Raw genomic sequence first — 26,268 nt, 5'->3', positions numbered from 1 at the left:
GGTCATAAGCCTTTAGGAATAGCCCTTTCTTCCTGCTTTTTCGACTAGCTCATTCTTTCGAATAATCGATAAATAATGACCGCGGCCTGCGCGCGCGTCGATATTTCCTTCGGTCCAAAGCGGCCATCGCCAAGACCGTTGATGAGCCCTGCCTTCTGAATAGCAGCTACCGCCTCTGCTGCATATCTCGAAGTATCTGCTTCGTCCGTAAATGCTGCGGCCTGTTCGGCATCGCCAAGCTCCAAATCCAGCACATCCGCCAGCCTAGCTATAATAACCGCCATATCCTGTCTCGTAATCGGGTCATTAACACCGAAGCTGCCGCCTGGCTTTCCAGTTGCAATGCCCAGCTGCTCCGCAGCCGCTATGGCCTCGTAATACCATGTGCCCTGCTCCACGTCTGACAGCGCGCTTTGAGCCTCTTTATGCGCAAGCTCAAACGCATTCATCAGCATCGTGATAAACGCTGCACGCGTTACCTCGCCTGTTGGCGCAAAGCTGCCATTGCCAACGCCATTGACCGCGCCTCTTGCGGCAAGCGCTTCTACCGCTTCCGCCGCCCATGGCGCATCAGTAAGATCGTTGAATGAAGCCTCTACATAAGCAGCGGCATATTGACCGAGATGCTTTGGCTTGAACGTTGCCTTGCCTGTAAGTGCATCATATTTTCCATTGCGAACGATTTGCAGCTTTCCAGTGTCGTCCAACTCGTAGATTACGACCTTATTCGGCTTCTCGCCAGCCTTGAGCGTATATGGCAGCTCCACCGTTAGGTCGTTCTTGCCCAGCAGCTTCGCTGCCTTCTCTCCATCAACATTAAGCTCAAAAGCATAAGCGATACTCCCACCCAGCTTTTGCTGAATATCAGCAGGCAGAGCTGCCGAAGCTGTTTTCCCAACCGTGAGCCGGAAGCTATCCTTTCCGTCTTGCAGGAGACTCGAGGACATTTTCACAGCTGCAAAGCCCGTATCGATCCGAATGGATTGAATCCGCTGCTCCTTACTGCCCGTAAATGGAGCAATCGGGACATTGACTTGTACTTTGTTAGAAGCCGCGTCTGTACTGATCGTTACAGTGATCGATTGATCGTTTGACTGCCGAATCGCCTTAAGCAAATCATCGGACGATATCGTAACACTTGCCTCGCCTTGTGCATTTGCCGCCGCTTGCATTGTAATCGTATTGTTCACGACCGAAGAGCCTGGCACCGAGATGCTCCCGCTTCCGTTGCCGCCTTCATTTCCGTTGTTGCCTGTGCTCGCTCTTTGAGGCGTGCCTTTGACGAGAATGCCTTCCGATTCTTTGCCGCTTGTATCAATCGTTTGAATTTTCACCGTGTACTCCGTACCGTTCGTTAAACCTGATAGAACGGCTTGCAGCGCGCCTTTAGGGCTGAAATAGACAGACTCCGCAACCGATGGGCTCGACGTCGTAAGCTTTATTTTAGCCAAATTATCGTTGCTTGGATCGACCCACGCTACGCTCAGCATGCTGTCACCAGCCGTCACGCTTGCACTGCTTACTTCATCAGGCAAAGCAGCGGCTTCTCCTATTACGATACCAAGGCCGTTCGTTCCAACGTAGACTCGGCCATAAACCCGTGGATCGCCTGTCAAGGTACGGTTAGCCGCACCAAATTGGTGCTTGTCATCATTGATCCTAACCCATGACTCAGCCTCATCATCGGAACGATAAATGCCATACTGGCCATTCACTTTAGCGTAAGAGTAAAGAGCCATATAGTCCTCGCCCGGCTTCGCTTTCCCAAAGCCTATCGTAGCTGCTTCCTCCACATTGCTGACCTTTACAAAGGTTTTGCCGGAATCTGTCGAACGGAAAAGGCCATAAGCGTTTTCGATATCGCTGTTGTCCTTAGCCGATCCGAGCCAAATGTCGCCTTCCTTGCCGGGCACTGCTTTGAATTTGCTCGTAATAGCGCTCGGCAAACCTGTCGCTGCAGATTCCGTGAACGTAGCTCCGCCATCCTCGCTATAGTAGAATTTGTCCTTCGCAAAACCGTAAAACTTATTCGGGTTCACGCGATCAGAGGAGACAAGCGCGCCATCAGGAATGCCTGCAGCAGCCGTCCAGGTTGCGCCCAAATCGTTGGAGTAGCTCACTGGTCTTGGCGAAGCAGCGGGCGCATTCGATGGGCTCCATACAATCGATGAGCCGTCAGCGCCGACAGCTACCCAGCCGCCGTCCGTTTGATCCCCCGCAAGCGGCGCCCAAGCATTCGCAGCAGGCGTCCACGTCTTGCCATTGTCGGTCGATACACCCATTCGCCTCTCCGCGCCATCCCCGCCGTGATTGCCCACACGCACGACGATATCCGGGTTCAATTCCGCAAAATCAATATCCGTGCTGGAGCCTAAATATGGATTCGTGATCATCTCCGGCGCTTTATTCAAATCCTCATGACGGAAGCCGCCAATGTCCCCCATTGCGCTTAGCAGCGGCGCGCCGGAAGGTGGGCTTACAAGGCCAAGTATGGCCGTTTCTTCAATCCCGTCGGCATAAACCTCAATATCGACGATGCCATCATGGTCAAGATTCGTCATATTCGTCGAGCCATACAGCGTCGCGCCTGTCCCGTACATGATACGATCCGAATTAAAAGGATCGATCTCGAGATCGCCGATCATCCAACCCAGCTTAGGAGATGATTCCGGCAAGCTTTTTTCCTCGCCCCAATCGAGCCATGGAGCAATTTCATAGTTCAGGGTGTAGTTGTTGACCCTCGTCGGATTCCTTCCATAATCGAGCGTCCACATATCCTCCCAAGTCGCGCCGCCATCGGTGCTGCGATAAATAAACTCGTCTGGCCACCATTTGTTCATCGTCGCAACCATAATGGTGTCCGGATGCTGCGCATCAATCGCCAAGCCGCCGTATGGATTGGCCGTATCCTTAGTCGGACTTATCGCCTGCCACTCGCCCGTCTTCGTATTTAATTTATGCACGGAGCCCTCGCCGCCGTTGTATGGGCCAAGCTCCTTCGCATAGGTGACGTACAGCATGCCCGTTGAAGAGAGCGCGCCATGGTTTGGCAAGAAGCCCTCGGCTGGCTGGCCCGGCACCGCTTCCCACGTTGCACCTCCGTCTACGCTGCGATATATGCTATTGCCGGTGTCCGCCACGCCGACATAGATCGTTTGCGTGGCATGCCCTGCCGTACCTGTCGATTTATCAAAAACAACCCAAGCCACGCCAACCTTGTCGTTGTAATAATCAACAACATTGCCCGCAGCGGTGAAGCTGTCGACTTTGCTCCAGGTTTCCCCGTAATCCGCGCTTCGCCATAGGCCGTTGCCGCTTCGGGCTCCGAAGTATAAAATACGGTTATCGTTTGGATCGATGGACAATCGCTCCCCCATGTTGCGGCCCGGCATGTTGCCGCCCATTTTGAACGGCATCTCTGTACGCTGCCACGTATCTCCGCGGTCGGTTGAACGCAGCATGACGCCATTCATGTCTGTCCAATCATTCGTATACGTTCCCGATGCGATATAAACCCGATCAGGATCGACAGGGTCTGTCGCTAAGCTCTCCACCCCAAGCATATTCCACTCGTCAAAGCTTACAAAATCCATTAGCTGTATCCATTTGCTCGTTTCCGGATCCCAACGATAAGCGCCGCCCATATCGGTACGCGCATAGATCAAATCCTTCTCGCTCTCGTTATAAATAATGCCTGGAACAAAACCACCGCCTACAACCTTAGCTCTGCCCCATTCATAGCTTTGATTTGATGAGGCCTGCGCAGAAGTCTGAGCTTCCGCAAATACGGTCGCGTTGACGCCTATTGCCGGCATTACCAATGCAGCGGCAAGCACTAAACTACATAGCTTCTTTATCATTCTTCATACTCCTTTAATCATTTTTTGTAGCATTCAGATGACAGCCGCCGTCCCCCTTTGCTCTGCTTGATGATCGACCATTAGACGAATCGCCGACTTTGTAATCGCTATCATTTTTCGGTGTAAGCGATTACCAAAATCTGCAGCTAAGCGATTAGCTTTAATTATTAGCGAGTCCGCATGCGTAAACTACCTGAATTATTCCTTCTAAAATCAGCTGATTATTTGACTTTCGAGCTTGCTCGACACGAGTAGACGGATAAACAACGTTTTTACCGTACAAAAGCACCTATATTTCCTGTCTAACAGCCTCTAAAATAATCCGAAAGCCGCAGCTACAGCTCAAAAATGAGGCAAAGGGGACATATTTGACCACACAGCGCCTAGAGGTTATTTGGGCGGAACTTCGATGCCGCATTAGATCTATTACCTAGACTTATTTTTGCAAATGGAGCAAGTATGGGAGGAGCATCTCTCAGATCGGAATTCGGATTAGGTGACTCAACACTCAAGACAAAAGGAAAAAAACAGAGGCTGCCTTTCAAGGTCAATAACCTTGTTAGACAGCCCCTGCTTTTATAACCGATTATTTGCCGGAATCCCGGTCTGCCAATGTAAGCGGGCCAAATGTCTCCCCAGCAGCGTTATCCCCATCGGCTTCAACAAAACGTTTAAGCGCCAATAATTTATTTTCCCAATAGCGCTCGTAATAGGCCAGCCAGCGCTTAAGCTCAAGCAGCGGCTCCGGGTCCAGCCGATAGCGCGTTTCCCGTCCAACCTTGCGTTCCTTCACGAGCCCGGCATCCGCCAATACGCGCAAATGCTTCGACACAGCCGTACGGCTCATCGTAAAATGGCCGCTTAAAACGGTGACTGGCAGCTCCTCGTCACCTAGCAGATGCAGCAGCCTGCGTCTGGTCGGATCGGCAATCGCTTGGAACACATCATGCTTCGGTGCGGCATCTGCCATCTTAAGCCTCTACATACTTGCTGAGTTTTTGTACGATACCGACCCAGCCTCCCGACATGGTGTCGCGAACCACATCATGTGGCTGTCCGAATTCAGTAACCTTATCTGCATCCCAGCCTGCATGAATAAGCGTAAATTCCGTTTTGCTCTCCAGAGCAACAAGCTCAAATGTTAGTGACCAGTCTTTGCCCCATTCGAACGTAAGGCGATTCGGCGGATCAAGCACCGTTACCTTGCAAGGCGACTTACCGAATGGCCCTGCTTCCAAATGAAACTCATAGCCGATCTCGGGCTGAAAATTATTTGGCATAAACCATGCCGCGATGCCTTCAGACGTTGCCACCGCATCCCATACCTTCTGAATTGGCGCGTTAAGTACAAGCGTTTGGCGAATATCGGGCAAAGCTCCTTGCGTATTGTTGTTCCCCATTTGATGACCTCCATCAATATTGTCCATAACTTCTATTTTCGATAATATGAAACCATTTGGTTTCGTATCGTCATTATAGGACACCCATAGGTTTCATGTCAAATGAAAGTACAGTTCATCCGCTAGTCTGCCCTTTTGCCGATACCCTATGCCACCTTGCTCATCCGTTATTGAAAACCTGGAAACTGCGCTAGCTCCCCACTTTGAAGGACGAAAATAACAGCAGCAAGTACAAATAATAGAACAGATGGCATCGTTTCTTTAGCTTTGCAGCAATATAAAAAAGGGCCGGCATACGCCAGCCCTCACATATCGTCTTATGCACGCACGAATGTCCGGTCTGAATCAGCTGCGGCCCTTGTTACTGCATTAGGCGTCTAACACTCTATGGTCGCTTTGCGAAAGACAGCCAATCATACAGAATAGAAAAGCACGCAGTATGAACAAATGCTCCGCCTTAAATCATCAAGCCGGCATGATCAGCCTTTTTCGGCTGTACCTCTGCCCATTTGCCGCCTATCAGCTTACCACCCGAGAAAGCAGCCTCCCGAACAGGAGCTGATGCAATCGCGTGCTTCGCGTTCACTGCGGATACAAGCATGAAGCTGGCAGAGTCGCCAACCTCCGGCGCAAGCTTGCCTGCCGATATAAGCGGATACGTTTGCAGCAGCGCGTCATCAAGTATCCAGCCAAATTTCTCAGCAACCTTCGCGCCTCTAGCAAGCAAGTCTCCGTTTCCGAACGGGCTCCACGCATCCAAAATATTGTCTGAGCCAACATGTACGCGTACGCCTTCAGCCAAAAGCTGATCAACACGCGGCATCGGCCGATCCAGCGGAACGCTCGTAATAATCGCCACGTCGCTAGCCTTCAACTGCCGTGCCAGCTCTCTTGATTCCGCTTCGGATACTTGCCCTAAACAATACGCATGGCTAACCGCGGTTCTGCCGCCTTTGCCCGCTTGTTCCGTTAGATCGGCGAACCGGCTAATCGTGTACAAGCCTAAATGGCCAGGGTCATGCAAATGAAGATCGACGCCGGCATCAAATTCAGCGCTAAGCTCGAACATCGTATCCAGGCTGCGATCGACAAGGCGGTCCAGCCCTGCTGGATCAACGCCGCCGACATACTCGGCACCCGCGCGCAGCGCTTCCTTCATGACTCCCAGCGAATCCGACCGCAGCAGCCCCTGCTGCGGAAACGCGACGATCTCGATTTCCATTACGCCGCGATACTCCTCACGGACCTGCAAGACATGCTCCAAATGCGAAATGCCGATTTGCGGATCAACGTCCACATGCGTCCGAATTTTGGTCGTGCCATGGCTGAGCAGCAGGTCGATAAGGCGGCGAGCCCGCTCGGATACCGTGGTCGGCAGCGATGCAAGCATCGCCTTTTCAAACGCTAATTGCCCGGGCAATGTTATAAACGGCTGCAGCGGCTTCCACGGCTCGCCAAGAAAATGTTTGTCCAGATGGATATGCATATCGGTCGTTGCCGGCAAATAAAGCAAGCCCTCGGCATCCTTAACCCCAGCTGACTCACCGGCGGAGTTGTTGTTGCTAGGCGCTTTATGCGAAATAATACCCTTTTCTACATCCAGCGTGATATCAAACAGGCTGTCATTTATGCGAATACGGTTAATTTTTGTGATGCTCACGTTCGTCACCCTCTACTTCATCTTTTAGTTAATGTGCGCCTAGATAGGCTTTAATCATGCGATCGTCATTCAGAAGCGCAGCGGACGTCCCGTGTAAAGCAATAGCTCCATTATCAACGACGTATCCTCGCTTCGCAATCGACAGCGCCTTATGCGCCATCTGCTCGACGAGCAATATCGAAGTCCCGTCATAGGCTAATTCTTTTATGGTAGCAAATATCTCGTTTACGATAATGGGAGCAAGCCCTAGTGATGGTTCGTCGAGCAGCAGCAGCTTCGGCTTGCTGATCATCGCCCGCGATAGGACCAGCATCTGTTGCTCGCCGCCGCTAAGCGTATAGGCAAGCTGGTTGCGCCGCTCCAGCAGGCGAGGAAACCGTTCAAAAACCAGCTCCAGCTCTTTATCGAATTGCTGCTTCGAAACGGAACCGATCTTCTTTTTCAGTCCCATCCGCAAATTTTCGACAACCGACAGCGTGCCAAACACCTCGCGCCCTTCCGGCACGAGCGATACGCCAAGATTCGACGTTTTGTTAGCGGACAGCTGGGTAATCGGCTTGCCATCCAGCTCAATAACGCCTGCATGCGGACGAACGAGTCCGAGAACCGATTGGAGAAGGGTCGTCTTGCCAGCGCCGTTCGAGCCGATGACTGCTACGATCTCGCCTTTCTTCAACTCCACATCTATTCCCTTTAACGCATGGATAGCGCCGTAGCGAACATCCAGTCCTTTAATGCTCAGCACCGGCAGCCACCTCCTCTCCGCCTAGGTAAGCCTGAATGACGCGCGGGTCGCTCAGCATTTGCTCCGGGCTTCCGGTTCCGATAATTTTGCCAAAATCAAGCACCGTGACCGTATCGGATACACGCTGCACAAAATCCATATGATGCTCAATTAAAATGACCGTCATGCCATGCTCAACGAGCTTGCGAAGCAGCTCCTCCAGCTGCTCGATTTCGGCCGCCGTCATGCCTGCCGCCGGCTCATCAAGGAGGAGCAGGCTTGGCGCTGTCGCGAGCGCGCGGGCAATCTCGACCATTCGCTGATGGCCATACGGCAGCTGGCTTGCCGGCATATGCCGATCGCCTTCGTATCCGATCAAGTCCAGCAGATCGTGGGAACGCTCCTCCATCACCCGCTCCAAACGGAGCTGCTTAGGCGTTCGAAGCAGCGACGACCCGAACCCGCTGCGCTCGCGCTTTGTCATGCCCGTCATCACATTCTCGAGCACGGATAGCTCCTTAAACAACCGAGAGTGCTGAAATGTTCGAGCAATGCCAAGCTCAGCCACAGCGGAGAGCGAGCGCGGCACGAGCGGCTTCCCGTGAAGCGCAAACGAGCCTTGATCTGCGCTGTACAGTCCTGATATAACGTTAAGCAGCGTTGTTTTACCGGCGCCGTTCGGCCCTACTAATGAGTGAATCGTACCCGAGGCTACGGTAAGACTGACATCTTTCAGCGCATGCAGCCCGCCAAAATGCTTGTTGATGCCCTCAAGCACGAGCATCTGCTTCTCCCCTGCCTGCAATGACGCGGAGAATAGCCCTTTTTCAATATCGGTCTGCCCCGATGCCCTTCTATTTTCCTTGCCAGCAAATCGGCTAAGCCATGGTGCAAGCCAGCCGGCGAGCGTGCCGACAATTCCCTTCGGCAGGAAGAACAGCACCGCAAACATAATGCCGCCGTACAAAGCCATCCGAAGCTTCTCCATATCAAGCACCTCAGGCAAAAATACGATGATGGCGGCACCGATAACCGGTCCAAGCACTCTCCCCGCGCCGCCCAAAATAACGATGAGCACCAGTTGGACGGACGTTTGGAAGTTATACGTATCCGGACTAATAAAGCTATTTGTATGGGCGTAAATCGCGCCCGACAAACCAGCCAGCACCGAGCTAATCGCAAACCCCGCGTACTGCACGGTAAACTTTCGAATGCCAAGAGAAGCTGCGGCAATTTCATTTTCCTTGGTCGCGATCATCGCTCTTCCCCATGAGGAGCGGCGCAGGTTGCGAGCAAGCAGCAGCGCGACGATAGCAAGGGCGAGCACGAACAAATACATGCTCTTTAAATCGAATGTATAGGCGGCGACTTGCGGCTTCGCAATACCGGAAATGCCAAGCGGCCCGCCAGAGAAGGCATCCCACCGAATAAGCACCTCATGGATAACGACGCCAAAGGCGATTGTAATCATTGATAAGTAAACGCCTCCCGCCCTAATAGTCGGGATCGCAATCAAGCTTCCAATCAGCAGCGATACGAGCATGCCCACCAGCGCAACGGTCCAGAAGGATAATCCATATTTGGTGCTGAGGAAGGAGGACATATACGCGCCAATCGCCATCAATCCCGCATGCCCGATCGAGACGATGCCGCAATAGCCGATCAAAATATTCATGCCTGTGCAGGTGATCACAAAAATGCCGATCATAAACAATAGATTCAAATAGTACGTATCGACCATCCAAGGGCCTGCGGCAAGCAGCCCGACGGCTGCAAGACCGGCAATCCACCCTGCAGCCATGCGATAGCCAAAGCTTTGCCTTATAAGTTGATTCATCTGCGCACCCCCTGACGATCCAAAATTACACTTTAACGATAGTTTTGCGCGCATTGAAGAGGCCCATCGGCTTCCAATACAGCACAAGAATAACTAAGCCATAAACGAACATTTCCCGAAATGCCGTCGAAATGTACTGTCCGATGAACGCTTCCGATATGCCCAAAATAAGTCCAGCGGCAACGATGCCCTTTGGATTGTTCACGCCTGCAAGAATCGCTACGGATATCGCCTTAAGTCCAAGCGGCAGCCCGATATCGACGGAAACCGCGTAATTGGTAGACATTAATGCGCCGCCAATTCCTGCCAGCAGACCGCTAAGCACATAAGCGACCGCAACGATTTTGTTGCTGCTGACGCCCATAATCTCAACCGCCGTCCGATTGTCCGCCGTCGCCCGCAGCCATAAGCCCCAGTGCGATTTTTTGTAAAATAAAATCAGAAGCACCAGCAATACCCCGACAACCGGAAGAAAAATAAACTCCTTCCAATAGATGCCGGCTCCAAAGATGCGAAGCATCTGATCGCCCACCGGGGAAGGCGTCACGCCTTCATCCGGACCGTTAATATAGAGGGCAACGTCTTGAATAATAATGCCGACCGCAATCGTGCTGAGCACCCACTCGATCGAATTTGCGCCTTTGTCGAACTTGCGGATCGCCAGTCGCTCAATTCCTAAATTCAGCAGCCCTACGATAAGCGCAGCAAGCGCGAATGAAGCGAAGAAGGGAAGGTGCAGAAGCTCGGAGAAGCCGAACATAAGCACCCCGCCGAGCATGACCAGCTGTCCTTGCGACATATTCAGCGTCCCATTCACTACAAACGTCAAGCTGTAGCCAAGCGCGATCAGGGCATATAGACATCCAACCGAAAGCCCGCTAATGACGAGCTGAAGTATAATCGACATGTCCATCCCTCTTTCCTTTAATGTGACTTATTGCTTGTCGGAAATAACGAGCTTGCCGTCCTTCCATACGCACATGAGGTACGAGTTCACATCAACCGCATCGTGATTTTCAGGCGTGAACGCTTGCTCCCAATCCTTAATGACGCCGCTGTACGTACCCAGATCCGTCTCCAGCGTATTTTTAATCGCCTCGCGATCCTTCGCCAAATCGCCGCTGAGGCCCGCTTTCTCAATCGCTTGGAACAGCATCATCGCGCCGTCATAGCCTTGTGCCGCAGATGCGAAGGTCGTAGGAATATGTCCGAATTTCGCCGTAAAGTCTGCCAAAAATACCTTCGCCGCCTCGCGCGTTTGATCCACGTTGAAATTAGCCGTTTGAATCGCATACGTGCCTTCCGCCAGCTCCTTGCCTACCTCCTGAGCGCCTTTGTTCGCCATGCCGTTCTCGCCGACAATCGGCACCTTCCAGCCGAGCTTATCCATCGCTTGCAGCACGTAGCCATTCGCTGCGCCTTGGCCGAACAAATAAATGACCTCTGCTCCCGCTTCTTTCGCGCGATTCACCTGTGCCGTCATATCTTTGTCCTTCGCATTGTCGAACGACTCGACGGCTACCGGCTTCAGCCCTTCCGCCTCGAGCACTTTTGTCATCGCCGCTGCAGCGCCTTTGCCATACCCGCCATTTTCATGCAGTACCGCAATGTTTGTCGTTTTAAAATGCTCTTTGATGAACTTAACCGCATATTCCGCCGTAATGTTCGCGTTCATCCGTACGCCGAACGTCCAAGGCATGCCGGACTCCACTGATGCCGGAACGTTGGAGGTTGCAACCATGAACGGGAACTTCTCTTCCATAATGATTGGTGATTGCGCCAGCATGACCGTACTGTGAAAGCCCCCGATTGCGGCAAGCACTTTTTCCTTCTGGCTAAAATCACGAATGATGCTGATGCCGCGCGTCGGATTTTGCTCCGTATCGCGTACGACAAGCTCGACTAGACGGCCGTCGATGCCGCCTTTGGCATTCACTTGATCAACCGCCACCTGAACGCCTTGGTATAGGTTGACCGAGTTCATCGCATTATCGCCTGTCGCTTCCGTCGACATCCCGATCAGAATCGGTTCTTTGCTTTCCGCTCCCTCGCTTGCGGCAGTCGCATTCGCAGCCGCCTCCTTCGAATCATTGGCACCGCCGCCGCAAGCAGCCAATACCCACGTCATGACAACAACCAGCAAACCTAACGTCCATTTTTTACCTGATAGCTTTTTCATCCCAAAACCCACTCCTCTATATGGTCTTTTATAAAAGCCCTTGCAAGCTGCCCGCAACACGCGTCTCCGCTACTTTAACCCCGTGCTTCCATACCGTTCTTTGCTCCGGCTTATCAAGCAGAATGTCTCGCTCGGTCGGCACCGAGAACAGCACCATATCCGCTTGCGCTCCTATTTGCAGTCCATATTGTTGTATGCCAAGCGCTCTTGCAGCCCCACCGGTCACCATCTCTATCAAATGGCGAGCATCGGCTTCTCCGCCCATATAAGCGGTAACTGCGAGCAGCCAAGCGGTCTCGAGCGGATCAGCTTTGCCAAACGGCGTAAACGGGTTGCGCACATTGTTGACGCCGATGACAACGTTCACGCCTTTCTCCCGCAGCAGGCAGATCGGCGTGAGCCCACGCCGCTGCTTCTCTTGGTCGCCTCTGCCGTTAATGTACAAATCGGTAGCAGGCAGGCTCATAATATGAAGGCCGGCCTCCTTAATCAGCTCGGCTACCTTAACCGCTTGCCCCCGTTCGAGCGATCCTAAGGAGGTCACATGGCCCGCCGATACAAGCCCCTGCATGCCTGCCGCAATCGTTCTGCTTGCGATGTCGCTAATTGCAAGCTGCTCGGGGTTATCAGAGAAATCAGCGTGCAAATCGATAGGCTTGCCGTATTTTTCCGCCAGATCGAACACGAACTGCAAATGCGCGTCCAAGTCAGAGTCCTGATACGTAATGCCGCCTACCACATCGCCGCCAAGCCGCATTGCCTCCTCCATGAGCTCAGCTGTACCGGGGCTTTTGCTTATGCCCTCCTGTGGGAATACGACAATTTGCAAATCAAGCGCATGCTTCACCTTCTCCTTCAGTTCCATAGCAGCCTCGAACGCGGACAAGCCCAAAATCGGATCAACCTCCGCGTGACAGCGCATATGAGTAACCCCGCAGCGTACCGCTTCACGGATGACCGCCATGGAACGTGCTGCCATGTCCTCTTTCGTGAAGCCATGCTTCATATCGGCGGTCATTTGAATGGCGTCCTGCAAGGATGCCGCCTCCTGCTCCATCCGCGAGAGGAGATATGCCTTCTCCAGATGAATATGCGGCTCCACGAAGCCCGGCAGCAGCATCCCTTCATAGCCTTGCTCAACCATTAACGCTTCTGGCACATCCGCGCCGCCGCTCGGCGCTAAGTAGACGATCATCCCCTGCCTTATCCCTACATCCATAAGCCTTGTTTCCTTTTGCAGCCGCACCTGTGTAAGAAGTAAATCCAGCAATGCTCTCACCTCTGATTACGCATTTTGATGTTCAACTTAGGACGAAGTCTGCTAATCCGCTTAACCTTCGCTTTTATGTAATGTTAGTTAACATTGATTCACTTAAAAAAATCATAGCTTCTCGCGCGCTCGCTGTCATTGTTCAATACGTCCAAAGGTTCATATGACATTTGGATCATTCGTCCAGCATACTCTTTACAACAGCCTTTTTTGGTGTTAGTTTTTATATCATTAATAAGAATGAGGTGATGAACTTACATGCTGCTCGAGCAATTGCTTTCCAACCCCATATTTGCCAAATCGCAAATGATCGCAGGCCACAGCGGATTATCACGTACCGTTCAAACCGTCAACATTATGGATGCGCCCGATATCATTCATTTCTTGCGGCCGGGCGAGCTGCTGCTCACGAACGGCTATTTTATGAAGGAGAAGCCGGAGACGCTGCTCGAGCTTATGACCAAGATGGACCAGCTCAAATGCTCAGGGCTAGCGGTCAAAACCAAACGATTTGCGCTCGACATTCCGCAGGAGGTAATAGATGAGGCGAATCGGATTCATTTTCCGATTATCGAAATTTCTTCGGTGGAGCATTCGCTCGGGGAAATTTTGCAGCGTTCGACAAGCATAATTTTGGACAACAAAAATGATGAATTGCAGTACTCGCTCACGATCCACAAGCAGTTTTCGGCCATGATTATGAAAGGAAACGGCATTCCGGAGATCATTACCGCGCTGACGCAGCTGCTGTCCTCACCCATTTTGCTGTTAAGCAGTAAGCTGCAGGCTACCGCCTACTCTCACCACTTCAAGCAGCCAAGCATGCAATCGCTCATCTCTGCTGCCGAGTCGGTGTTACGCGGTATCCCCGCCATGCAAGCGCCAGTTCAGCTCTGCTTGCTAGATCCCGCGCTTCGCAAATATCGCCATATTGAGCTGTATCCGATCTTCACCTACCGGCACGAGGGATACCTGATTGCCTTCCAGCCCAAGCAGGCGGCTTCCAACCAGTACGGCTTAACGCTTGAGCAGGCATCCAACGTCATTGGGATGGAGATGACGAAGCGGCAGGCGGTGAAGGAGCGGTCGCGACGGTACAAAAACGAGTTTTTCTCGGATTTGATCGACGGCTTTATCGGCTCTGAGCAGGAAGCGCTCCATCGCGGCAAAAAGTACGGTCTCAAGCCGCAGGGCACATGGCTGCTCATAGCTGCGCGCAAAGACGAGCAAATCGGACTATCAGCAGGCATGGCAAAAAACGCTGCGTCTTCCGAAGAGCGGCTGATTTCCGAGCGCGACGTGCAATATGAGCTGATTAAGCGCCAGTTCCTGTTGCTCGGCGTAGACTTTGTCATGTTTACGAAAAATGATTTGTTCGGCATGCTCTTGTTCATTCAGGAGTCAAAGTGGGAGGAGACCGTATTTCTGAAGCAGCTGGCTGCTATGACGCTGCAGCTGCATGAGCAATCCCAGCTCAGCATTTCGCTTGGCATCGGCAATCCCGTAACGAATGTGCTCGACATCGGGCTCTCCTACAATGAGGCTGTCAAAGCGCTGCAAATCGGCTATCAAATGAAAAAAACGAGGTTTGTTCAATCGTATCAATCCAAAGATATCAGCTATCTTTTTCGGATGATTCCTTATGACGAGCTGAAGCAGTTTTACGAGGAGACGTTCCAATGCTTCTCTTGGGCGGAGGAAAACGAGCAAAAGGAGCTGATGCGTACGCTGAATGTATTTTATGATACGCAGTGCCAGCTCGTTGAGACGTCCAAGCAGCTTTTTGTACACCGCAATACGGTTATCTATCGGCTCGATAAATGCGAGAAGCTGATGGGCATTAAGCTCAAAGATCCGGTTGAAAGCCTTCGCTTCCGCATCGCCTTTGCTATCGAGCCTCTCTTGCGAGTGGGCAAAAGCGACTCCATTCACCGTGAAACGGGCTTACTGGGGCTGTAACTTACATTGACGCGCGGGGCTGATTCCATGCAAGTTTATTGGTGTGTTAGGGTAAGCTTACCTTCACTTTAGCTTGATTAAGGGAGCTTCATGCCGTGTTGTTTGGTTATCAAGCTTGCTGCAATGCATCTTCATGTCATGCTGGTTGGTTATCTATCTTGCTGCAATGCAGCTTCATGCTATTCAGCCTGTCCTTCTATCGCCAGCCGGGAATCTTGCGCAGGTCGCCGTCGCATATGCGCCATTTGCTGTCTACCGCCATATTGGCTGGCGAGGTTTCCGTATGAAGGTAACAGCCGTCGATGCCAGCGCGGCGCGCGCCTTCCATATCCGTACGGGGATCGTTTCCAATCATTAGCGCTGAAGAGAGATCAGCCTGATGCTTCCCGCTTAAGTACGCATAGAAAAGAGAATCAGGCTTACAAACGCGCGCTACCGATGATATCGCTATTCCATCAAAGTAATCACAAATACCTAGCGATTTCAGCTCCATCTCAATAAACGTTTTTTGTCCATTGGATAAGAGATAAATGCTTTTGCCTTTGTTTTTCAAGCCTGCAAGAACATCAATGGCTCCGTCATAAAGCGCCAGCTTGCGCATCGACAAAATACGGAACCAACGTACCGCTTCCTGCAGCCATGCCTCATTGGCATTTCCTTTCAGCTTTCGCACTACGTCAGCGAGCACTTCCTCCATGACGAAGTCGGGGAATTCGTATTGCTTCCGGCCTTCTTCTATATGAAGCTTGATTTCGCTTAGTACAAGCGCTTGAAGCGCTTTATTCGATACACTCATGCCGTTGTAGCGAAAGTATAAAGCCATGCTCTTCCAGAGCTGCGGACTTTCCTCATCCGTCTGAATATCGATTAATGTACCATATAAATCAAAGATATAAGTTTGATACAGGCTGCTTCCTCCTTCATGACTCGCGCAAACGATTGCACCAATCAAAAAATAGAATCCTTCATTTTCACACAAAGCCTTTTCCTCTCTGATAATAACACAAATTATGACATTTCGGCCAACAACAATTCGCCACCAGATCCTCGCCCAGCCCGTTTACGTGTGGCAACGAAAAAAAGAGAGGATTCCATGATCAATTATGACCAAGAAACCCTCTCTTTTGCATCGTATATCGATTATTCCAAGTTCGCATGATTGCCATACATCGCCTTTCCGCTCAACTCCCGCTTCTCCATCAGCCGCAGAATAACGGCATCACATACGAGCAGCAGCATTTGCTCAAACAGCGAGCCCATCGGCTGGACCGTCGAGGCTGCCTCATCCGCTCGGTCCTTCGGCGCCCCCGGCAGCTTCACCACGATATCCGCCAGCCCGCCGATCGTCGAGGAAGGAGAGAGCGTCAATGCGCCTACCGACGCTTCAAGGCTTCGAGCCTTTTGCGCCATCGGCACAAGCGATTTTGTCTCGCCCGAACCAGAGCCAATCAGAAGCAAATCCCCTTTGCCTAAGCTTCGGGTGACCGTCTCGCCTACGACATAGACATCGAGCCCCAGATGCATGAGCCGCATGGCGAACGCCCGCATCATCAGACCGGAGCGGCCTGCTCCGGCTACGAATACGCGCCCAGCCGCGCCGATCGCAACGGCTAATTGCTCTAGCTGCTCCTCCGCAAGCTGTTCAGCAGCAACGTTCAGCTCCTGCAATATCGCAGCCAAGTTATGATTGCTGTACATCATCATTAACCCTGCTTGATCAATTGCTGCATTTCAGATGCTGCTGCTTTGATGTCAGCCTGTCCGGTAATTCCTCCGCCTACAATGATAAGATCAGGAGCCACAGCAATGACCTCAGGCAATGTGCTTAGCTTGATTCCGCCGGCAACGGCTACTTTCGCATTTTTGACAACCGCTTTGATCGTACGAAGATCCTCGAAGGAGTTTTGGCCTTCTGCTTGAAGATCGTAGCCCGTATGCACGCAGATGTAATCAACGCCAAACGAATCAACCTGTGCAGCGCGCTCCGCTAGATTTTTAACGGCAATCATATCGACCAAAATTTGCTTCCCTTGTTTTTTGGCCTCTTCTACCGCGCCCTTGATGCTCGCATCCTCAGCAACGCCAAGAATCGTCACGATATCCGCACCGGCCTCAGAAGCCTTCATAACCTCGTAACCGCCTGCATCCATGATCTTCAAATCAGCAAGCACAGTCAGGTTAGGGAAAGCTTCCTTAAGTGCCTTTACCGCATGCAGTCCCTCGTTAATCACGATCGGCGTACCAATTTCCACAACATCAACAAAAGGCTCTACTTGCTTTACGACTTCAATGGCTCCCTGAATATCAACTAGGTCTAACGCTAATTGCAATTTCATTTATCGTTCACTCCTCATAGGTTTTGTTTGAGTAACAACCCCTATTCTAGACACTCATAGTCAAAAAGAATAGTACGCACTTTGATGTAACGTAGTACCCATTTGGGAACTATGAGGAGGTTTTCATTCATTCTTGATGCTGCTTCGCATACCTTTCCTGGTGCTGCTCGCCCCACTTCGACATGACGTTAAGCAGCTCCTTCACCGTCGCTCCGTACCCCGTCAATGAGTATTCCACCTTTGGGGGAACCTGCACATAAACCTTCCGTTCGATGATTGCGTCATCCTCTAATTCGCGCAGCTGCTGCGTAAGCATTTTTTGAGTAATGGCCGGCATTTCTCGTTTCAGCTCGCCAAAGCGATGCGTCCCTTCGGTTAAATGGCAAAGAATGACCGGCTTCCATTTGCCGCCGATTACTTTCAGGGTAAGCTCTACTGTCTCTTTGAAATGCTGATCTCCCAACGTTAACGACTCCTTTAGTATAAAATTGATACTATCTTACTAAAAAGTTGGTACTTGTAATAAGTGTGATGTATCATAATAATTAGACATGACGTATTTGATTTCTTGTTAAAAGGATATCATACCTATGTCTTATCATACGAATCAAGAAACCAGCTTCAAGCAGAGGAGAGATTATCGTGGAATTAAAAAATAGATCGGCTATCATTACAGGTGCTGGAAAAGGAATCGGCAAAGCAGTCGCAATCGCACTCGCCGCAGAGGGCGTAAACCTTGGTCTGGTTGCTCGGACAAGCTCCGATCTGGAGGCTTTGCAAGCTGAGCTTACAAACAAATACGGCGTAAAAGTGGTCATTGCCAAAGCGGATGTTTCCGTCAAATCGGATGTCGATCAAGCAGTTGCTGCTCTGAAGGATAGCCTAGGCTCTATTGACATTCTGATCAACAACGCCGGAATCGCATCGTTCGGCACTGTGCTGGATATGGATCCTGAGCAATGGGAGCGCATCATTCAGACAAATGTAATGGGCACCTATTACGTCACTCGCGCCGCGCTTCCAACGATGCTTGAGCAAAGCAGCGGAAGCATCATCAACATCGCTTCGACGGCAGGCGAGCGCGGTTTTGCAACCGGCTCCGCATACTGCGCATCCAAATTCGCCGTAATCGGCTTGACCGAAGCGCTTATGCAGGAGGTTCGCAAATCGAACATTCGCGTTACCGCTTTGACTCCAAGTACAGTGAACACCGAGCTCGCTTCGAATGCCGGTCTCAAAATCGGCGACGAAGACCGCATGATGCAAGCAGAGGATGTTGCAGAGCTGGTCCTAGCAGCGCTGAAGCTGCCAGATCGCGTATTTCTCAAAACAGCTGGTATTTGGACAACAAACCCGCAATAAACGTTATCATTCGATGCCCCTCGCCCTTGCTGGCGCTGGGGTTTTACGTTTAGGCTCGGTCTACTAGCCATACATGATCCATGCAGCGAATCCATTTTCTGCGAAACGGTCTTTATCCCGTTTACGCTTTCCTTAGGAGGTACAATCCGCTATGTCGATACCTAACATTCCCATTTCCATATTAGATCTTGCCCCCATCGTTACCGGCAGTACGCCGGCTCAGTCCTTCCGCAACACGCTTGATCTTGCCCAGCATGCCGAGAAATGGGGCTACAATCGGTTCTGGCTCGCTGAGCATCACAACATGCCCGGTATCGCCAGCTCCGCAACGTCTGTTGTTATTGGCTATGTAGCCGCCGGCACGCAGAAAATCCGCGTCGGCTCCGGCGGCATCATGCTGCCAAACCACGCCCCCCTCGTCATTGCGGAGCAATTCGGTACGCTGGAGTCGATGTATCCTGGACGTATCGATCTTGGCCTTGGAAGAGCACCAGGCTCCGATCAGGTTGCGGCGCGCGCACTTCGCCGCGGGCTCGGCAGCAACGGGGAAGATTTTCCCGAGCAGCTTAGCGAGCTTCGCCATTATTTCAATCCTAGCGAAGAATCCCGCGGCGTGATGCCAAGAGCAGTGCCGGGCGAGGGGCTGGACGTGCCGATCTGGCTGCTTGGCTCAAGCGGCTTTAGCGCTCAGCTTGCCGGGCACCATGGCCTTCCGTTTGCGTTTGCCAGCCATTTTGCGCCAGACTTCCTGCTCCCTGCCTTGAAGCTGTACCGCGATAACTTCAAGCCATCTGAGGTATTGGACAAGCCCTACGCTATGGTCGGCTTAAATATCGTTGTCGCAGACTCGGATGAGGCTGCTGCTTTTCTTGCTACCTCGCAGGAGCAAGCGTTCCTGAACCTCATCCGCGGTCGTATGGGACAGCTAAATCCTCCTGTCGATAGCATGGACGGACTATGGAGCGAGCAGGAGAAAATGATGGTGCAAAGGCAGCTCAGCTTCACGATTGCGGGTACAAAAACAACCGTCAAGGACAAGCTGAGCTCAATCATTGAACAGACGGAGGCCGATGAGCTAATTGTCGTCAGCCAAATCTATGATCACGCAGCGCGTCTTCGTTCCTACGAGCTGCTTGCTGAGGCTGTGAACGAGATTCGTTCCGCAGCCGTACAGCAATAACGAAATAGGCAGCAGCTCAAGGGAAAACCTTGAGCTGCTGTTTTTTCATGCTTTCATTTGAAGCACCCACCCCTCAAGTAACATGCCAGCACCAGCTTTGACAAATCCGTGGTGTAGATTTCGGCTTATTCAGCTATACTAAGAAAAACATTTTTGGGGTGGGAGAACATGGGACATATCTGGGCCATTTACAGCAAGGATCTTCGCAATATTTCTCGAAACAGTGCAGCTGCCATCATCATTCTCGGGCTCGCCTTTCTACCTTCCCTCTACGCATGGTTTAATATCAAAGCATCCTGGGACCCATACGGCCAGACCGGCTCGCTCGCCATTGCCGTCGTGAACAATGACGAAGGCGCCGAGCTGCGCGGCACGCCGATTCAGGTCGGGGACGAAATCGTAGCTTCGCTGAAGGAAAACAAAAAGATAGGCTGGGTGTTTGTTGGGGAGAGGAAGGCGATCGAGGGTGTAAAGCATGGCGACTACTATGCCAGCATCACCATTCCAGCCGACTTTTCGGCCAAAATGGCGACTGTGCTGACGGACAATCTGCAGCAAGCAGAGCTCGACTATGCCGTGAACGAGAAGATCAATGCGGTATCGCCAAAAATCGCCCAGAAGGGCGCGAGCGGCATTATTGAAGAGGTTCGCGCAAGCTTCGTCAAAACCGCGAACGAAACGATTTTTCGCATCTTCAATCAAATCGGCATAGAGCTGGAAGCCAATCAGCCTGCGATTGAGAAGGTTCGCAATACCGTATTCACGCTTGAGGCGCTAATTCCGCAAATGAACGAGGCTGTTGCACTCGCGTCTACCGATATCGACAAATCGAAAAAAATCGTCGCAACCGTTCAAACAGAGCTGCCGAAAGCAGCAGAGCTCGCTAAGGACGGCGAGGCATTTACGAAGCAGCTCGGCACTTTTTTTGACCAAAGTACAACTACGCTCGATACGGCAGGGCCGCTCATCAAGCAGGATTTGCAGCTGCTGCTTGAGACGGCCAACGCTGTTCAGGCGCTTACCGGTATTTTGCAGGACAGCTCGATTGATCCGGAGGTCGTAAAGTCCACCTTAGCTCTTGCAGAGAAGCGTCTAACAAGCGCGGTTACGGTAACGGGAGGGATGGTCAATCTCCTTGAGAAGTTGAATGAAGCGGTTGATGGCAAACTGCTTACGTCTACAATTGATCGGCTGAAACAGGTGAACAGCCGCTTCAAGCAGCAGCTTGTGCTCGTTCAGCAGATTCAATCGGCCATCGAGAGAGGCGAGCAGCCTGCACAGAGCCTCATTGACCGCCTGAGCAGCTTGTCCTCGGAAACCGCACAAATGCTAACCGACGTGCTAAGCCGCTACGATAGTGAAATAATGCCGCGCATTAAGCAGGCGGCGGACAAAGCCAAGCAGGCGGCAGCAAAAGCTCAGTCGGTATTATCAGAAGCAAACAAACGGGTTCCGAGCGCCCTGCAGGTGGTGAACGATGCGGCGAAGGGGCTTGAGCTAGGCAGCAAGGAGCTTGCGAAAATCCAGAAAAACTTGCCTGCGGCAGAGCAGAAGATCAAAGACTTCGCACAGCGTATCCGCGAGCTTGAGAAGGAAGGCAATTTGAATGAGCTCGTTGACCTGCTCAAAAACGATGCCGAGCGCGAGGGCGCTTTTTTCGCGGAGCCTGTCGTATTGAAGGAAAACAGGCTGTTCCCGATACCGAATTACGGGTCGGCGATGTCGCCCTTTTTTACAACACTGTCCTTATGGGTCGGAGCGCTGCTGCTCGTCTCCTTGCTGACCGTGGACGTTCATCATCCAGAGAATACGTACCGGAGCTATCATATTTATTTCGGCCGCTATCTCACCTTCCTTACGATTGCCATCGTGCAGTCGCTGCTCGTAACATTAGGCGACATCTATCTGCTCAAGGCGTTTGTTGCTGATAAAATGTGGTTTGTGCTGTTTGGCGTCGTGCTTAGCGCCGTATTTATGCTCATTGTATATACACTCGTATCGATATTCGGCAATGTCGGCAAAGCGATGGCGATCGTCCTGCTCGTGCTCCAGCTTGCTGGATCGGGCGGTACGTTCCCCATACAGGTGACGCCGCCGTTTTTTCAAGCGATTCATCACTTTTTACCATTTACGTATGCCATCAGCATGATGCGCGAAGCGGTAGGCGGTATTTTATGGGATATTGTCATCAGAGATCTGATCGCTCTTGCGGTTTTCGCCGGTATCGCACTGCTTCTGGGGCTTGCGCTGAAAAAATGGATTAATCGCTATTCTGTTAAAATGGTGGAAAAAGCGAAGCAAAGCGGATTAATTCATTAAATGATCATTTGACTAGCTCCCTATTTCTATGAATAATAAAATAAATAGATATAGAAACTTCGATAGGAGGAAATCATATGTCCATCGTTCCCCGCATGTTAGAATTTAATAAGCAGTTTGTAGAAGAGAAGCAATATGAAGCCTATCTAACCGACAAATTTCCCGATAAAAAGGTAGCCATTCTTACCTGCATGGATACGCGGCTCGTCGAGCTGCTGCCCAAAGCGCTTAATTTAAAAAATGGCGATGCCAAATTTATTAAAAATGCAGGCGCCATTCTGACTCAGCCATTCGGAAGCGCGATGCGCAGTATTCTCGTTTCCGTCTATGAGCTTGGGGCGCGCGAGGTGCTTGTCATCGGCCACCATGGCTGTGGCATGACAAACCTTGATACGGCTGGCATGGTCAGCAAGTTCGTTGATCATGGCATCGACCCGCTTGTTCTTGAAACGCTTGAAAATTCAGGCATTCGTATGGAGAAGTTTTTAAGGGGCTTCTCAAGCGCCGAGGAAGGCGTTATGCACAGCGTGAAGCTTATTCGCAAGCATCCGCTCTTCCCGAAGGATATTCCGGTTCATGGCTTTATCCTCGACCCGGTGACGGGCGCGCTGGAGGTTCTCGTACAGGATTTCCGCGAGGAGTAGTCGCAGCAAGCACTTCAACTTTAGGTTGGAGTGCTTTTTTATTTAATGATAGAAGAATAATAATGATAATAACTGAATAAACACGAAGATAATATTTGACAAAACGGAATAAAACCGAATAAAATGGAAACATCATCGATGATAAGATGAATTTTGGAGGCGGTCTACTATGTTCTCTGACGAAAGACGAGACAAAATTTTGGAGCTGCTTGAGAAGGACGGACGCGTGCTTGCCAAGGAGCTGGCAGATCTCTTCGAGTTATCCATTGACTCCATCAGACGGGACTTATCCATCATGGAGGAGAAAGGGCTCTTGAGGCGTACGCATGGCGGAGCTATTCCGGCTGTAAAGGTTAGGCAAGCTCCTCAACCGCCAAGCTTACGTTATCAAAGCGGAGCACCGCATCAAAATGCCATATCGAAAATGGCCGCATCCTTCATTAAGGAAGCAGATACGGTGTTCATCGGCAGCGGAGGCATTCACTTCGGCATGCTTCCTTTTTTGCCCAGCTTCCCTTTCACGGTGGTCACCAACTCCATCCGAATTGCGGATGCTTTAAAGGAAAGCGACAAGATAGACGTCTATCTTCTCGGCGGCAAGGTCAAGCCATCGGGCAATGTGTCGGATACGCTCGCAAACGATTTTTTAAGACAATTCACGCTTGACCTCTGCTTTGCTACAGGAGGCGGTATTTCACAAAACGGATTAAGCACGGCGACTCCCGAAGTCGCATCCCTTGGCCGTACGGCAATAGCCGTCTCCAGAAAAACGATATGCCTCGCCCCTCATGAGAAGCTAGGCGTCGATTTCTTTGCCAAATCGGGCGCTATCACGGATATCGACCTGCTTATTACCGATGACGAAGCCAGCATCGAAGCCATTGAAGCGATAGAAAGCAAAGGGGTTAAGGTGCTCATAGCGAGCAGCATCGGATAAACTTCGAGGCAATCTCATCCCGCCAAAAGCAAACGGCAGTCATACAAGGCTCGCTTTGCCTTGTATGGCTGCCGTTTGCTGGCTTTATTTTACCGCGATATAGATGTCGACCTCTGCATCCGCCGGATTAAGATTTCGGCCATCATACAGCTCGAAATCGCCTGTGTAGGTACGTTTTAATGACGAATGCTCGAAATAAGCCCAAATCTCGTTCCACGCTTGCACCACAACCTCGAAAACGGGGCCCCTCTTCGTCCTAAACACCATATACTGGGCCTCCGGAATCGTTGCCTGCACGAAGCCCTCCGGTACATCAACCGCTGCGTCACTGCATTCATGCCCGACAACAACGGTGTAAGCGCCGCTAGCATCACTCTCGTAATTGGTATATAGCCCATAGATCAAATGGCTGTTGCTGACCTTCGTCTGCTCGGCGATGCCGCTTGCGAAATAAGTGTTCCACAGCGCAGGCAGCCGCCCATTTGGACCTGCTTCCTCCGCATTTGTCGTCCGCGCGGCTACTCCGATTAACGTCATTGCTGGTTTTTGAATAAGATTCGTATTCATCCATCATTCCCCATTCCTTGAATATGCTCTTATTGTACTTGGGGAAAGTGGACAGCTGTCTGTCCTAGTTCTCGTAACGACTAATAATATTTTTGGCGCGCTGCATCACTTGCTCTGCCATATAGGCCGGATGCTCCACCTTTACTGAATCACCGTGACTGAGAATCATGCCATAAAACCATTCATCTACCGTAAACTTTCCTTCTACACGCAAGGACCCATCCTCCAGAACCGTCACTTGATCCGAATGAAAGGAATCGCCGACACGGTAGCGCGCTTTCGGGTGGAAGATAAGCGTTACTTCCGTATCCGCGTTTTTTGTCCATTCCGTACCCCATGTGTAGCCCTCTAACGAAGGCACTTCGCGACGCTCAAACGGATCGGAGAGCATTTGAAGCTGCTGCACGCGAGACAAACGAAATACGCGAAACTGCTCACGGAGCAAGCAATACGCCTGCAAATACCATACATTTGCCTTCAATAGCAGTGCATAGGGCTCGACCATTCTCTCCGACTCCGAGCCATTCATATTCACGTAGCTAAACTGCACCTTCTGGGTTTCATCAATAGCCCGCTTTAACAAGTTCACCTTTTGGCGTGCTTCCGGTCCCTGCTCCCAAGGGTTGAGATCGAAGATCAAGCGCTCTCCGACGTTGCCGTCTTGGTGCTTGTCCGATTGATGCAGCAGCGTCTTGACCTTCTCATGCAAGCTCGCATAGGTTGCATCATCCATGGCGGTACCTATCCCTTTTACAGCCGCAATAATAGACGAGATTTCTCCTAACGATAAATATTGACGCGAAATGGTGTACTGCTCCATAATCTCGAACCCGCCCGTTGTGCCTTGATGAGCAAGTATCGGGACACCAGCTTGGCTCAGCGTATCCATGTCGCGATAGATCGTCTTAGTGGATACTTCAAAACGGTCAGCGAGCTCCTTCGCGCTTATCCGCCCGCGATTAAGGAGAAGTACGGTCATCGCCAGTAAACGATCGATTTTCAGATGGTTCCCTACTTTCTATGAGCTTGCTTGCCCCTACCTAAAACGGATTTCGGCAATCGGTCCGCTCTCTACGAAGCCTACATTTTTGTATACCTTGTTGGAGGCTGGATTTTTGGTGTCCGCATACAGCATCGGCTCTCGGTTCTCTTCCTCCAAAATCGAGCAAAGACCCGCTACAATCGCGCTTGCATATCCGTTCTTTCGCAGCACCTGCGGTGTATAGACGGCATTTATCCTTCCGTGCCGGGGAGATCGGTGGGCGATGTTCGCCATCGATACCGGAAGCTCGTTAACGGTCCAAAAATATAAATCGCCTCTCATGATCATGCCCTCAGCAGCCGGAAGCTGGCTTGCAGGTATAACCGACGCGCCGTAAGCATCTTCGGTGAAACCGGCCAAAAATTCGGCGACAAGCTCCAAATGCTGCCGAGCAGCCTGGATCATCTTCCCCTTGACTTTAATGGGCTTAATCACCTTTGGGCATGAGTAAGTTTCCATTAGCATATAAGCGTGGTACTCCAGTTGGTTGGCCTCAGCATACAGCTTAGCAAAAAACTCTGCCGTAGCCGGTGTGCCGCAAATGCCGGACAAGTCGGTTCCTTCGTAATAGGCAATAAGCTCCTGCATCAGCGCTGTCCTTCGATCATCGGCCATGTCCTCCGACAGCCATAGCCAAGCATTATGTCCCGGCGAGCCCGCAAAAAGCATACGGCCGTCAGGCGTCTTCAAGGCAGTCGCCCCTTCAATCGCGGAAATCAAATGAATCAAATTATATTGCAGCTCATCTCGCATAAATGGGTACTGGTTTAAAACATAATCATCTGGATGCAGCTTCTCTAGCATATCATCTCTCCTCCTGCCAACGGATAGAGCTTTCTACGTATTGTAGAATAGTCTAATTAATTTCGTCCCACACCAATACCCACAAAGCGAACCGCTGTAACAACCACGCTCTATGCTTCTCTTCTTTATGTAGCAAAAAACCTCCTGGACTAGGCGGCCACTTGTTCAAGCATGCCATGCATGCAGCG

At 51.3% G+C, this 26,268-nt stretch carries 22 protein-coding genes; 6 read left to right on the top strand and 16 right to left on the bottom strand.

Translation table 11 applies throughout. The features are described 5' to 3' along the window. Nucleotides 1-44 precede the first annotated feature (44 nt). The 9 genes from HI950_RS17300 to HI950_RS17260 form a co-directional block, all read right to left on the bottom strand. The gene (locus HI950_RS17300; protein WP_169084225.1) at nucleotides 45-3,860 is read right to left on the bottom strand and encodes an S-layer homology domain-containing protein; all 3,816 of its coding nucleotides are present in this window, start codon (nucleotides 3,858-3,860) and stop codon (nucleotides 45-47) included. A 586-nt stretch (nucleotides 3,861-4,446) separates the two neighbouring features. Continuing rightward, nucleotides 4,447-4,830 carry an ArsR/SmtB family transcription factor gene (locus HI950_RS17295; protein WP_169084224.1) on the bottom strand — a complete coding sequence of 128 codons (384 nt, stop codon included), beginning with the start codon at nucleotides 4,828-4,830 and terminating at the stop codon, nucleotides 4,447-4,449. A gap of 1 nt (nucleotide 4,831) precedes the next feature. Continuing rightward, the gene (locus HI950_RS17290) at nucleotides 4,832-5,260 is read right to left on the bottom strand and encodes an SRPBCC family protein (protein ID WP_169084223.1); all 429 of its coding nucleotides are present in this window, start codon (nucleotides 5,258-5,260) and stop codon (nucleotides 4,832-4,834) included. Nucleotides 5,261-5,717: 457 nt separating this feature from the next. Continuing rightward, a complete protein-coding gene (locus tag HI950_RS17285) occupies nucleotides 5,718-6,920 on the bottom strand; it encodes an amidohydrolase family protein (RefSeq protein ID WP_169084222.1) in 1,203 nt (400 codons plus the stop codon). Between the two features lie 28 nt (nucleotides 6,921-6,948). Beyond that, nucleotides 6,949-7,665, bottom strand: coding sequence for an ABC transporter ATP-binding protein (locus HI950_RS17280; protein ID WP_187768118.1), 717 nt, complete (start codon nucleotides 7,663-7,665; stop codon nucleotides 6,949-6,951). Beyond that, nucleotides 7,652-9,481, bottom strand: coding sequence for a branched-chain amino acid ABC transporter ATP-binding protein/permease (locus HI950_RS17275; protein WP_169084221.1), 1,830 nt, complete (start codon nucleotides 9,479-9,481; stop codon nucleotides 7,652-7,654). Before HI950_RS17275 ends, HI950_RS17280 begins: the two co-directional genes overlap by 14 nt. A 25-nt stretch (nucleotides 9,482-9,506) precedes the next feature. After that, nucleotides 9,507-10,388, bottom strand: coding sequence for a branched-chain amino acid ABC transporter permease (locus HI950_RS17270; RefSeq protein WP_169084220.1), 882 nt, complete (start codon nucleotides 10,386-10,388; stop codon nucleotides 9,507-9,509). A 27-nt stretch (nucleotides 10,389-10,415) separates the two neighbouring features. Then, nucleotides 10,416-11,660: an ABC transporter substrate-binding protein gene (locus HI950_RS17265; protein WP_169084219.1), complete on the bottom strand. Its 1,245-nt coding sequence runs from the start codon at nucleotides 11,658-11,660 to the stop codon at nucleotides 10,416-10,418. A gap of 28 nt (nucleotides 11,661-11,688) precedes the next feature. Beyond that, a complete protein-coding gene (locus tag HI950_RS17260) occupies nucleotides 11,689-12,939 on the bottom strand; it encodes an amidohydrolase family protein (protein WP_317618392.1) in 1,251 nt (416 codons plus the stop codon). 249 nt (nucleotides 12,940-13,188) lie between these two features. Here HI950_RS17260 and HI950_RS17255 point away from each other — a divergent pair, with 249 nt between their 5' ends. Continuing rightward, nucleotides 13,189-14,889 carry a PucR family transcriptional regulator gene (locus HI950_RS17255; RefSeq protein ID WP_169084218.1) on the top strand — a complete coding sequence of 567 codons (1,701 nt, stop codon included), beginning with the start codon at nucleotides 13,189-13,191 and terminating at the stop codon, nucleotides 14,887-14,889. A 196-nt stretch (nucleotides 14,890-15,085) separates the two neighbouring features. Here HI950_RS17255 and HI950_RS17250 read toward each other — a convergent pair whose 3' ends face one another. The 4 genes from HI950_RS17250 to HI950_RS17235 form a co-directional block, all read right to left on the bottom strand. Continuing rightward, nucleotides 15,086-15,868 carry an HAD family hydrolase gene (locus HI950_RS17250; protein ID WP_223285342.1) on the bottom strand — a complete coding sequence of 261 codons (783 nt, stop codon included), beginning with the start codon at nucleotides 15,866-15,868 and terminating at the stop codon, nucleotides 15,086-15,088. A 161-nt stretch (nucleotides 15,869-16,029) separates the two neighbouring features. Further along, nucleotides 16,030-16,587, bottom strand: a complete 558-nt coding sequence (gene hxlB / locus HI950_RS17245) for a 6-phospho-3-hexuloisomerase (protein WP_169084722.1) — start codon at nucleotides 16,585-16,587, stop codon at nucleotides 16,030-16,032. Nucleotides 16,588-16,592: 5 nt separating this feature from the next. Next, the gene (gene hxlA / locus HI950_RS17240) at nucleotides 16,593-17,225 is read right to left on the bottom strand and encodes a 3-hexulose-6-phosphate synthase (protein WP_169084217.1); all 633 of its coding nucleotides are present in this window, start codon (nucleotides 17,223-17,225) and stop codon (nucleotides 16,593-16,595) included. Between the two features lie 127 nt (nucleotides 17,226-17,352). Further along, nucleotides 17,353-17,688, bottom strand: a complete 336-nt coding sequence (locus HI950_RS17235; protein ID WP_169084216.1) for a winged helix-turn-helix transcriptional regulator — start codon at nucleotides 17,686-17,688, stop codon at nucleotides 17,353-17,355. A 179-nt stretch (nucleotides 17,689-17,867) separates the two neighbouring features. Here HI950_RS17235 and HI950_RS17230 point away from each other — a divergent pair, with 179 nt between their 5' ends. The 5 genes from HI950_RS17230 to HI950_RS17210 all read left to right on the top strand — a co-directional run bounded on the left by HI950_RS17230 (nucleotide 17,868) and on the right by HI950_RS17210 (nucleotide 23,667). Next, the gene (locus tag HI950_RS17230; protein ID WP_169084215.1) at nucleotides 17,868-18,587 is read left to right on the top strand and encodes a 3-ketoacyl-ACP reductase; all 720 of its coding nucleotides are present in this window, start codon (nucleotides 17,868-17,870) and stop codon (nucleotides 18,585-18,587) included. Nucleotides 18,588-18,738: 151 nt separating this feature from the next. Further along, complete coding sequence (locus HI950_RS17225; RefSeq protein WP_169084214.1) at nucleotides 18,739-19,767, top strand: LLM class flavin-dependent oxidoreductase; 1,029 nt, start codon at nucleotides 18,739-18,741, stop codon at nucleotides 19,765-19,767. Nucleotides 19,768-19,935: 168 nt separating this feature from the next. After that, nucleotides 19,936-22,086 carry a YhgE/Pip domain-containing protein gene (locus HI950_RS17220; protein ID WP_169084213.1) on the top strand — a complete coding sequence of 717 codons (2,151 nt, stop codon included), beginning with the start codon at nucleotides 19,936-19,938 and terminating at the stop codon, nucleotides 22,084-22,086. A 77-nt stretch (nucleotides 22,087-22,163) separates the two neighbouring features. Beyond that, nucleotides 22,164-22,730 (top strand): beta-class carbonic anhydrase, encoded by a 567-nt coding sequence (locus HI950_RS17215; protein ID WP_169084212.1) that lies wholly within the window; start codon nucleotides 22,164-22,166, stop codon nucleotides 22,728-22,730. Between the two features lie 169 nt (nucleotides 22,731-22,899). Next, complete coding sequence (locus HI950_RS17210) at nucleotides 22,900-23,667, top strand: DeoR/GlpR family DNA-binding transcription regulator (protein ID WP_169084211.1); 768 nt, start codon at nucleotides 22,900-22,902, stop codon at nucleotides 23,665-23,667. Between the two features lie 84 nt (nucleotides 23,668-23,751). On the opposite strand, the gene HI950_RS17205 is transcribed toward HI950_RS17210, so the two are convergent. From HI950_RS17205 to HI950_RS17195, 3 genes are all read right to left on the bottom strand, one after another. Then, on the bottom strand, nucleotides 23,752-24,234 hold the full coding sequence (locus HI950_RS17205) for a GyrI-like domain-containing protein (RefSeq protein ID WP_169084210.1): 483 nt from the start codon (nucleotides 24,232-24,234) through the stop codon (nucleotides 23,752-23,754). A gap of 64 nt (nucleotides 24,235-24,298) precedes the next feature. Then, a complete protein-coding gene (locus tag HI950_RS17200) occupies nucleotides 24,299-25,213 on the bottom strand; it encodes a helix-turn-helix transcriptional regulator (protein ID WP_317618391.1) in 915 nt (304 codons plus the stop codon). Between the two features lie 57 nt (nucleotides 25,214-25,270). After that, nucleotides 25,271-26,080: a GNAT family N-acetyltransferase gene (locus tag HI950_RS17195; RefSeq protein ID WP_169084209.1), complete on the bottom strand. Its 810-nt coding sequence runs from the start codon at nucleotides 26,078-26,080 to the stop codon at nucleotides 25,271-25,273. Between the last annotated feature and the right edge of the window lie 188 nt (nucleotides 26,081-26,268).

Source organism: Paenibacillus sp. PL91, from assembly GCF_012935325.2.
GTDB lineage: Bacteria > Bacillota > Bacilli > Paenibacillales > Paenibacillaceae > Pristimantibacillus.
The sequence above is the reverse complement of the archived record's forward strand: the minus strand, read 5'-3'. Positions and strand labels throughout refer to the sequence as shown.

Bases quoted from the DNA above. Each gene is read 5' to 3' on its own strand.
- HI950_RS17300 (WP_169084225.1), bottom strand. From the start codon at position 3,860: ATGATAAAGAAGCTATGTAGTTTAGTGCTTGCCGCTGCATTGGTAATG.
- HI950_RS17295 (WP_169084224.1), bottom strand. From the start codon at position 4,830: ATGGCAGATGCCGCACCGAAGCATGATGTGTTCCAAGCGATTGCCGAT.
- HI950_RS17290 (WP_169084223.1), bottom strand. From the start codon at position 5,260: ATGGGGAACAACAATACGCAAGGAGCTTTGCCCGATATTCGCCAAACG.
- HI950_RS17275 (WP_169084221.1), bottom strand. From the start codon at position 9,481: ATGAATCAACTTATAAGGCAAAGCTTTGGCTATCGCATGGCTGCAGGG.
- HI950_RS17270 (WP_169084220.1), bottom strand. From the start codon at position 10,388: ATGTCGATTATACTTCAGCTCGTCATTAGCGGGCTTTCGGTTGGATGT.
- HI950_RS17265 (WP_169084219.1), bottom strand. From the start codon at position 11,660: ATGAAAAAGCTATCAGGTAAAAAATGGACGTTAGGTTTGCTGGTTGTT.
- HI950_RS17255 (WP_169084218.1), top strand. From the start codon at position 13,189: ATGCTGCTCGAGCAATTGCTTTCCAACCCCATATTTGCCAAATCGCAA.
- hxlB (WP_169084722.1), bottom strand. From the start codon at position 16,587: ATGTACAGCAATCATAACTTGGCTGCGATATTGCAGGAGCTGAACGTT.
- hxlA (WP_169084217.1), bottom strand. From the start codon at position 17,225: ATGAAATTGCAATTAGCGTTAGACCTAGTTGATATTCAGGGAGCCATT.
- HI950_RS17225 (WP_169084214.1), top strand. From the start codon at position 18,739: ATGTCGATACCTAACATTCCCATTTCCATATTAGATCTTGCCCCCATC.
- HI950_RS17220 (WP_169084213.1), top strand. From the start codon at position 19,936: ATGGGACATATCTGGGCCATTTACAGCAAGGATCTTCGCAATATTTCT.
- HI950_RS17215 (WP_169084212.1), top strand. From the start codon at position 22,164: ATGTCCATCGTTCCCCGCATGTTAGAATTTAATAAGCAGTTTGTAGAA.
- HI950_RS17210 (WP_169084211.1), top strand. From the start codon at position 22,900: ATGTTCTCTGACGAAAGACGAGACAAAATTTTGGAGCTGCTTGAGAAG.
- HI950_RS17205 (WP_169084210.1), bottom strand. From the start codon at position 24,234: ATGAATACGAATCTTATTCAAAAACCAGCAATGACGTTAATCGGAGTA.
- HI950_RS17200 (WP_317618391.1), bottom strand. From the start codon at position 25,213: ATGACCGTACTTCTCCTTAATCGCGGGCGGATAAGCGCGAAGGAGCTC.
- HI950_RS17195 (WP_169084209.1), bottom strand. From the start codon at position 26,080: ATGCTAGAGAAGCTGCATCCAGATGATTATGTTTTAAACCAGTACCCA.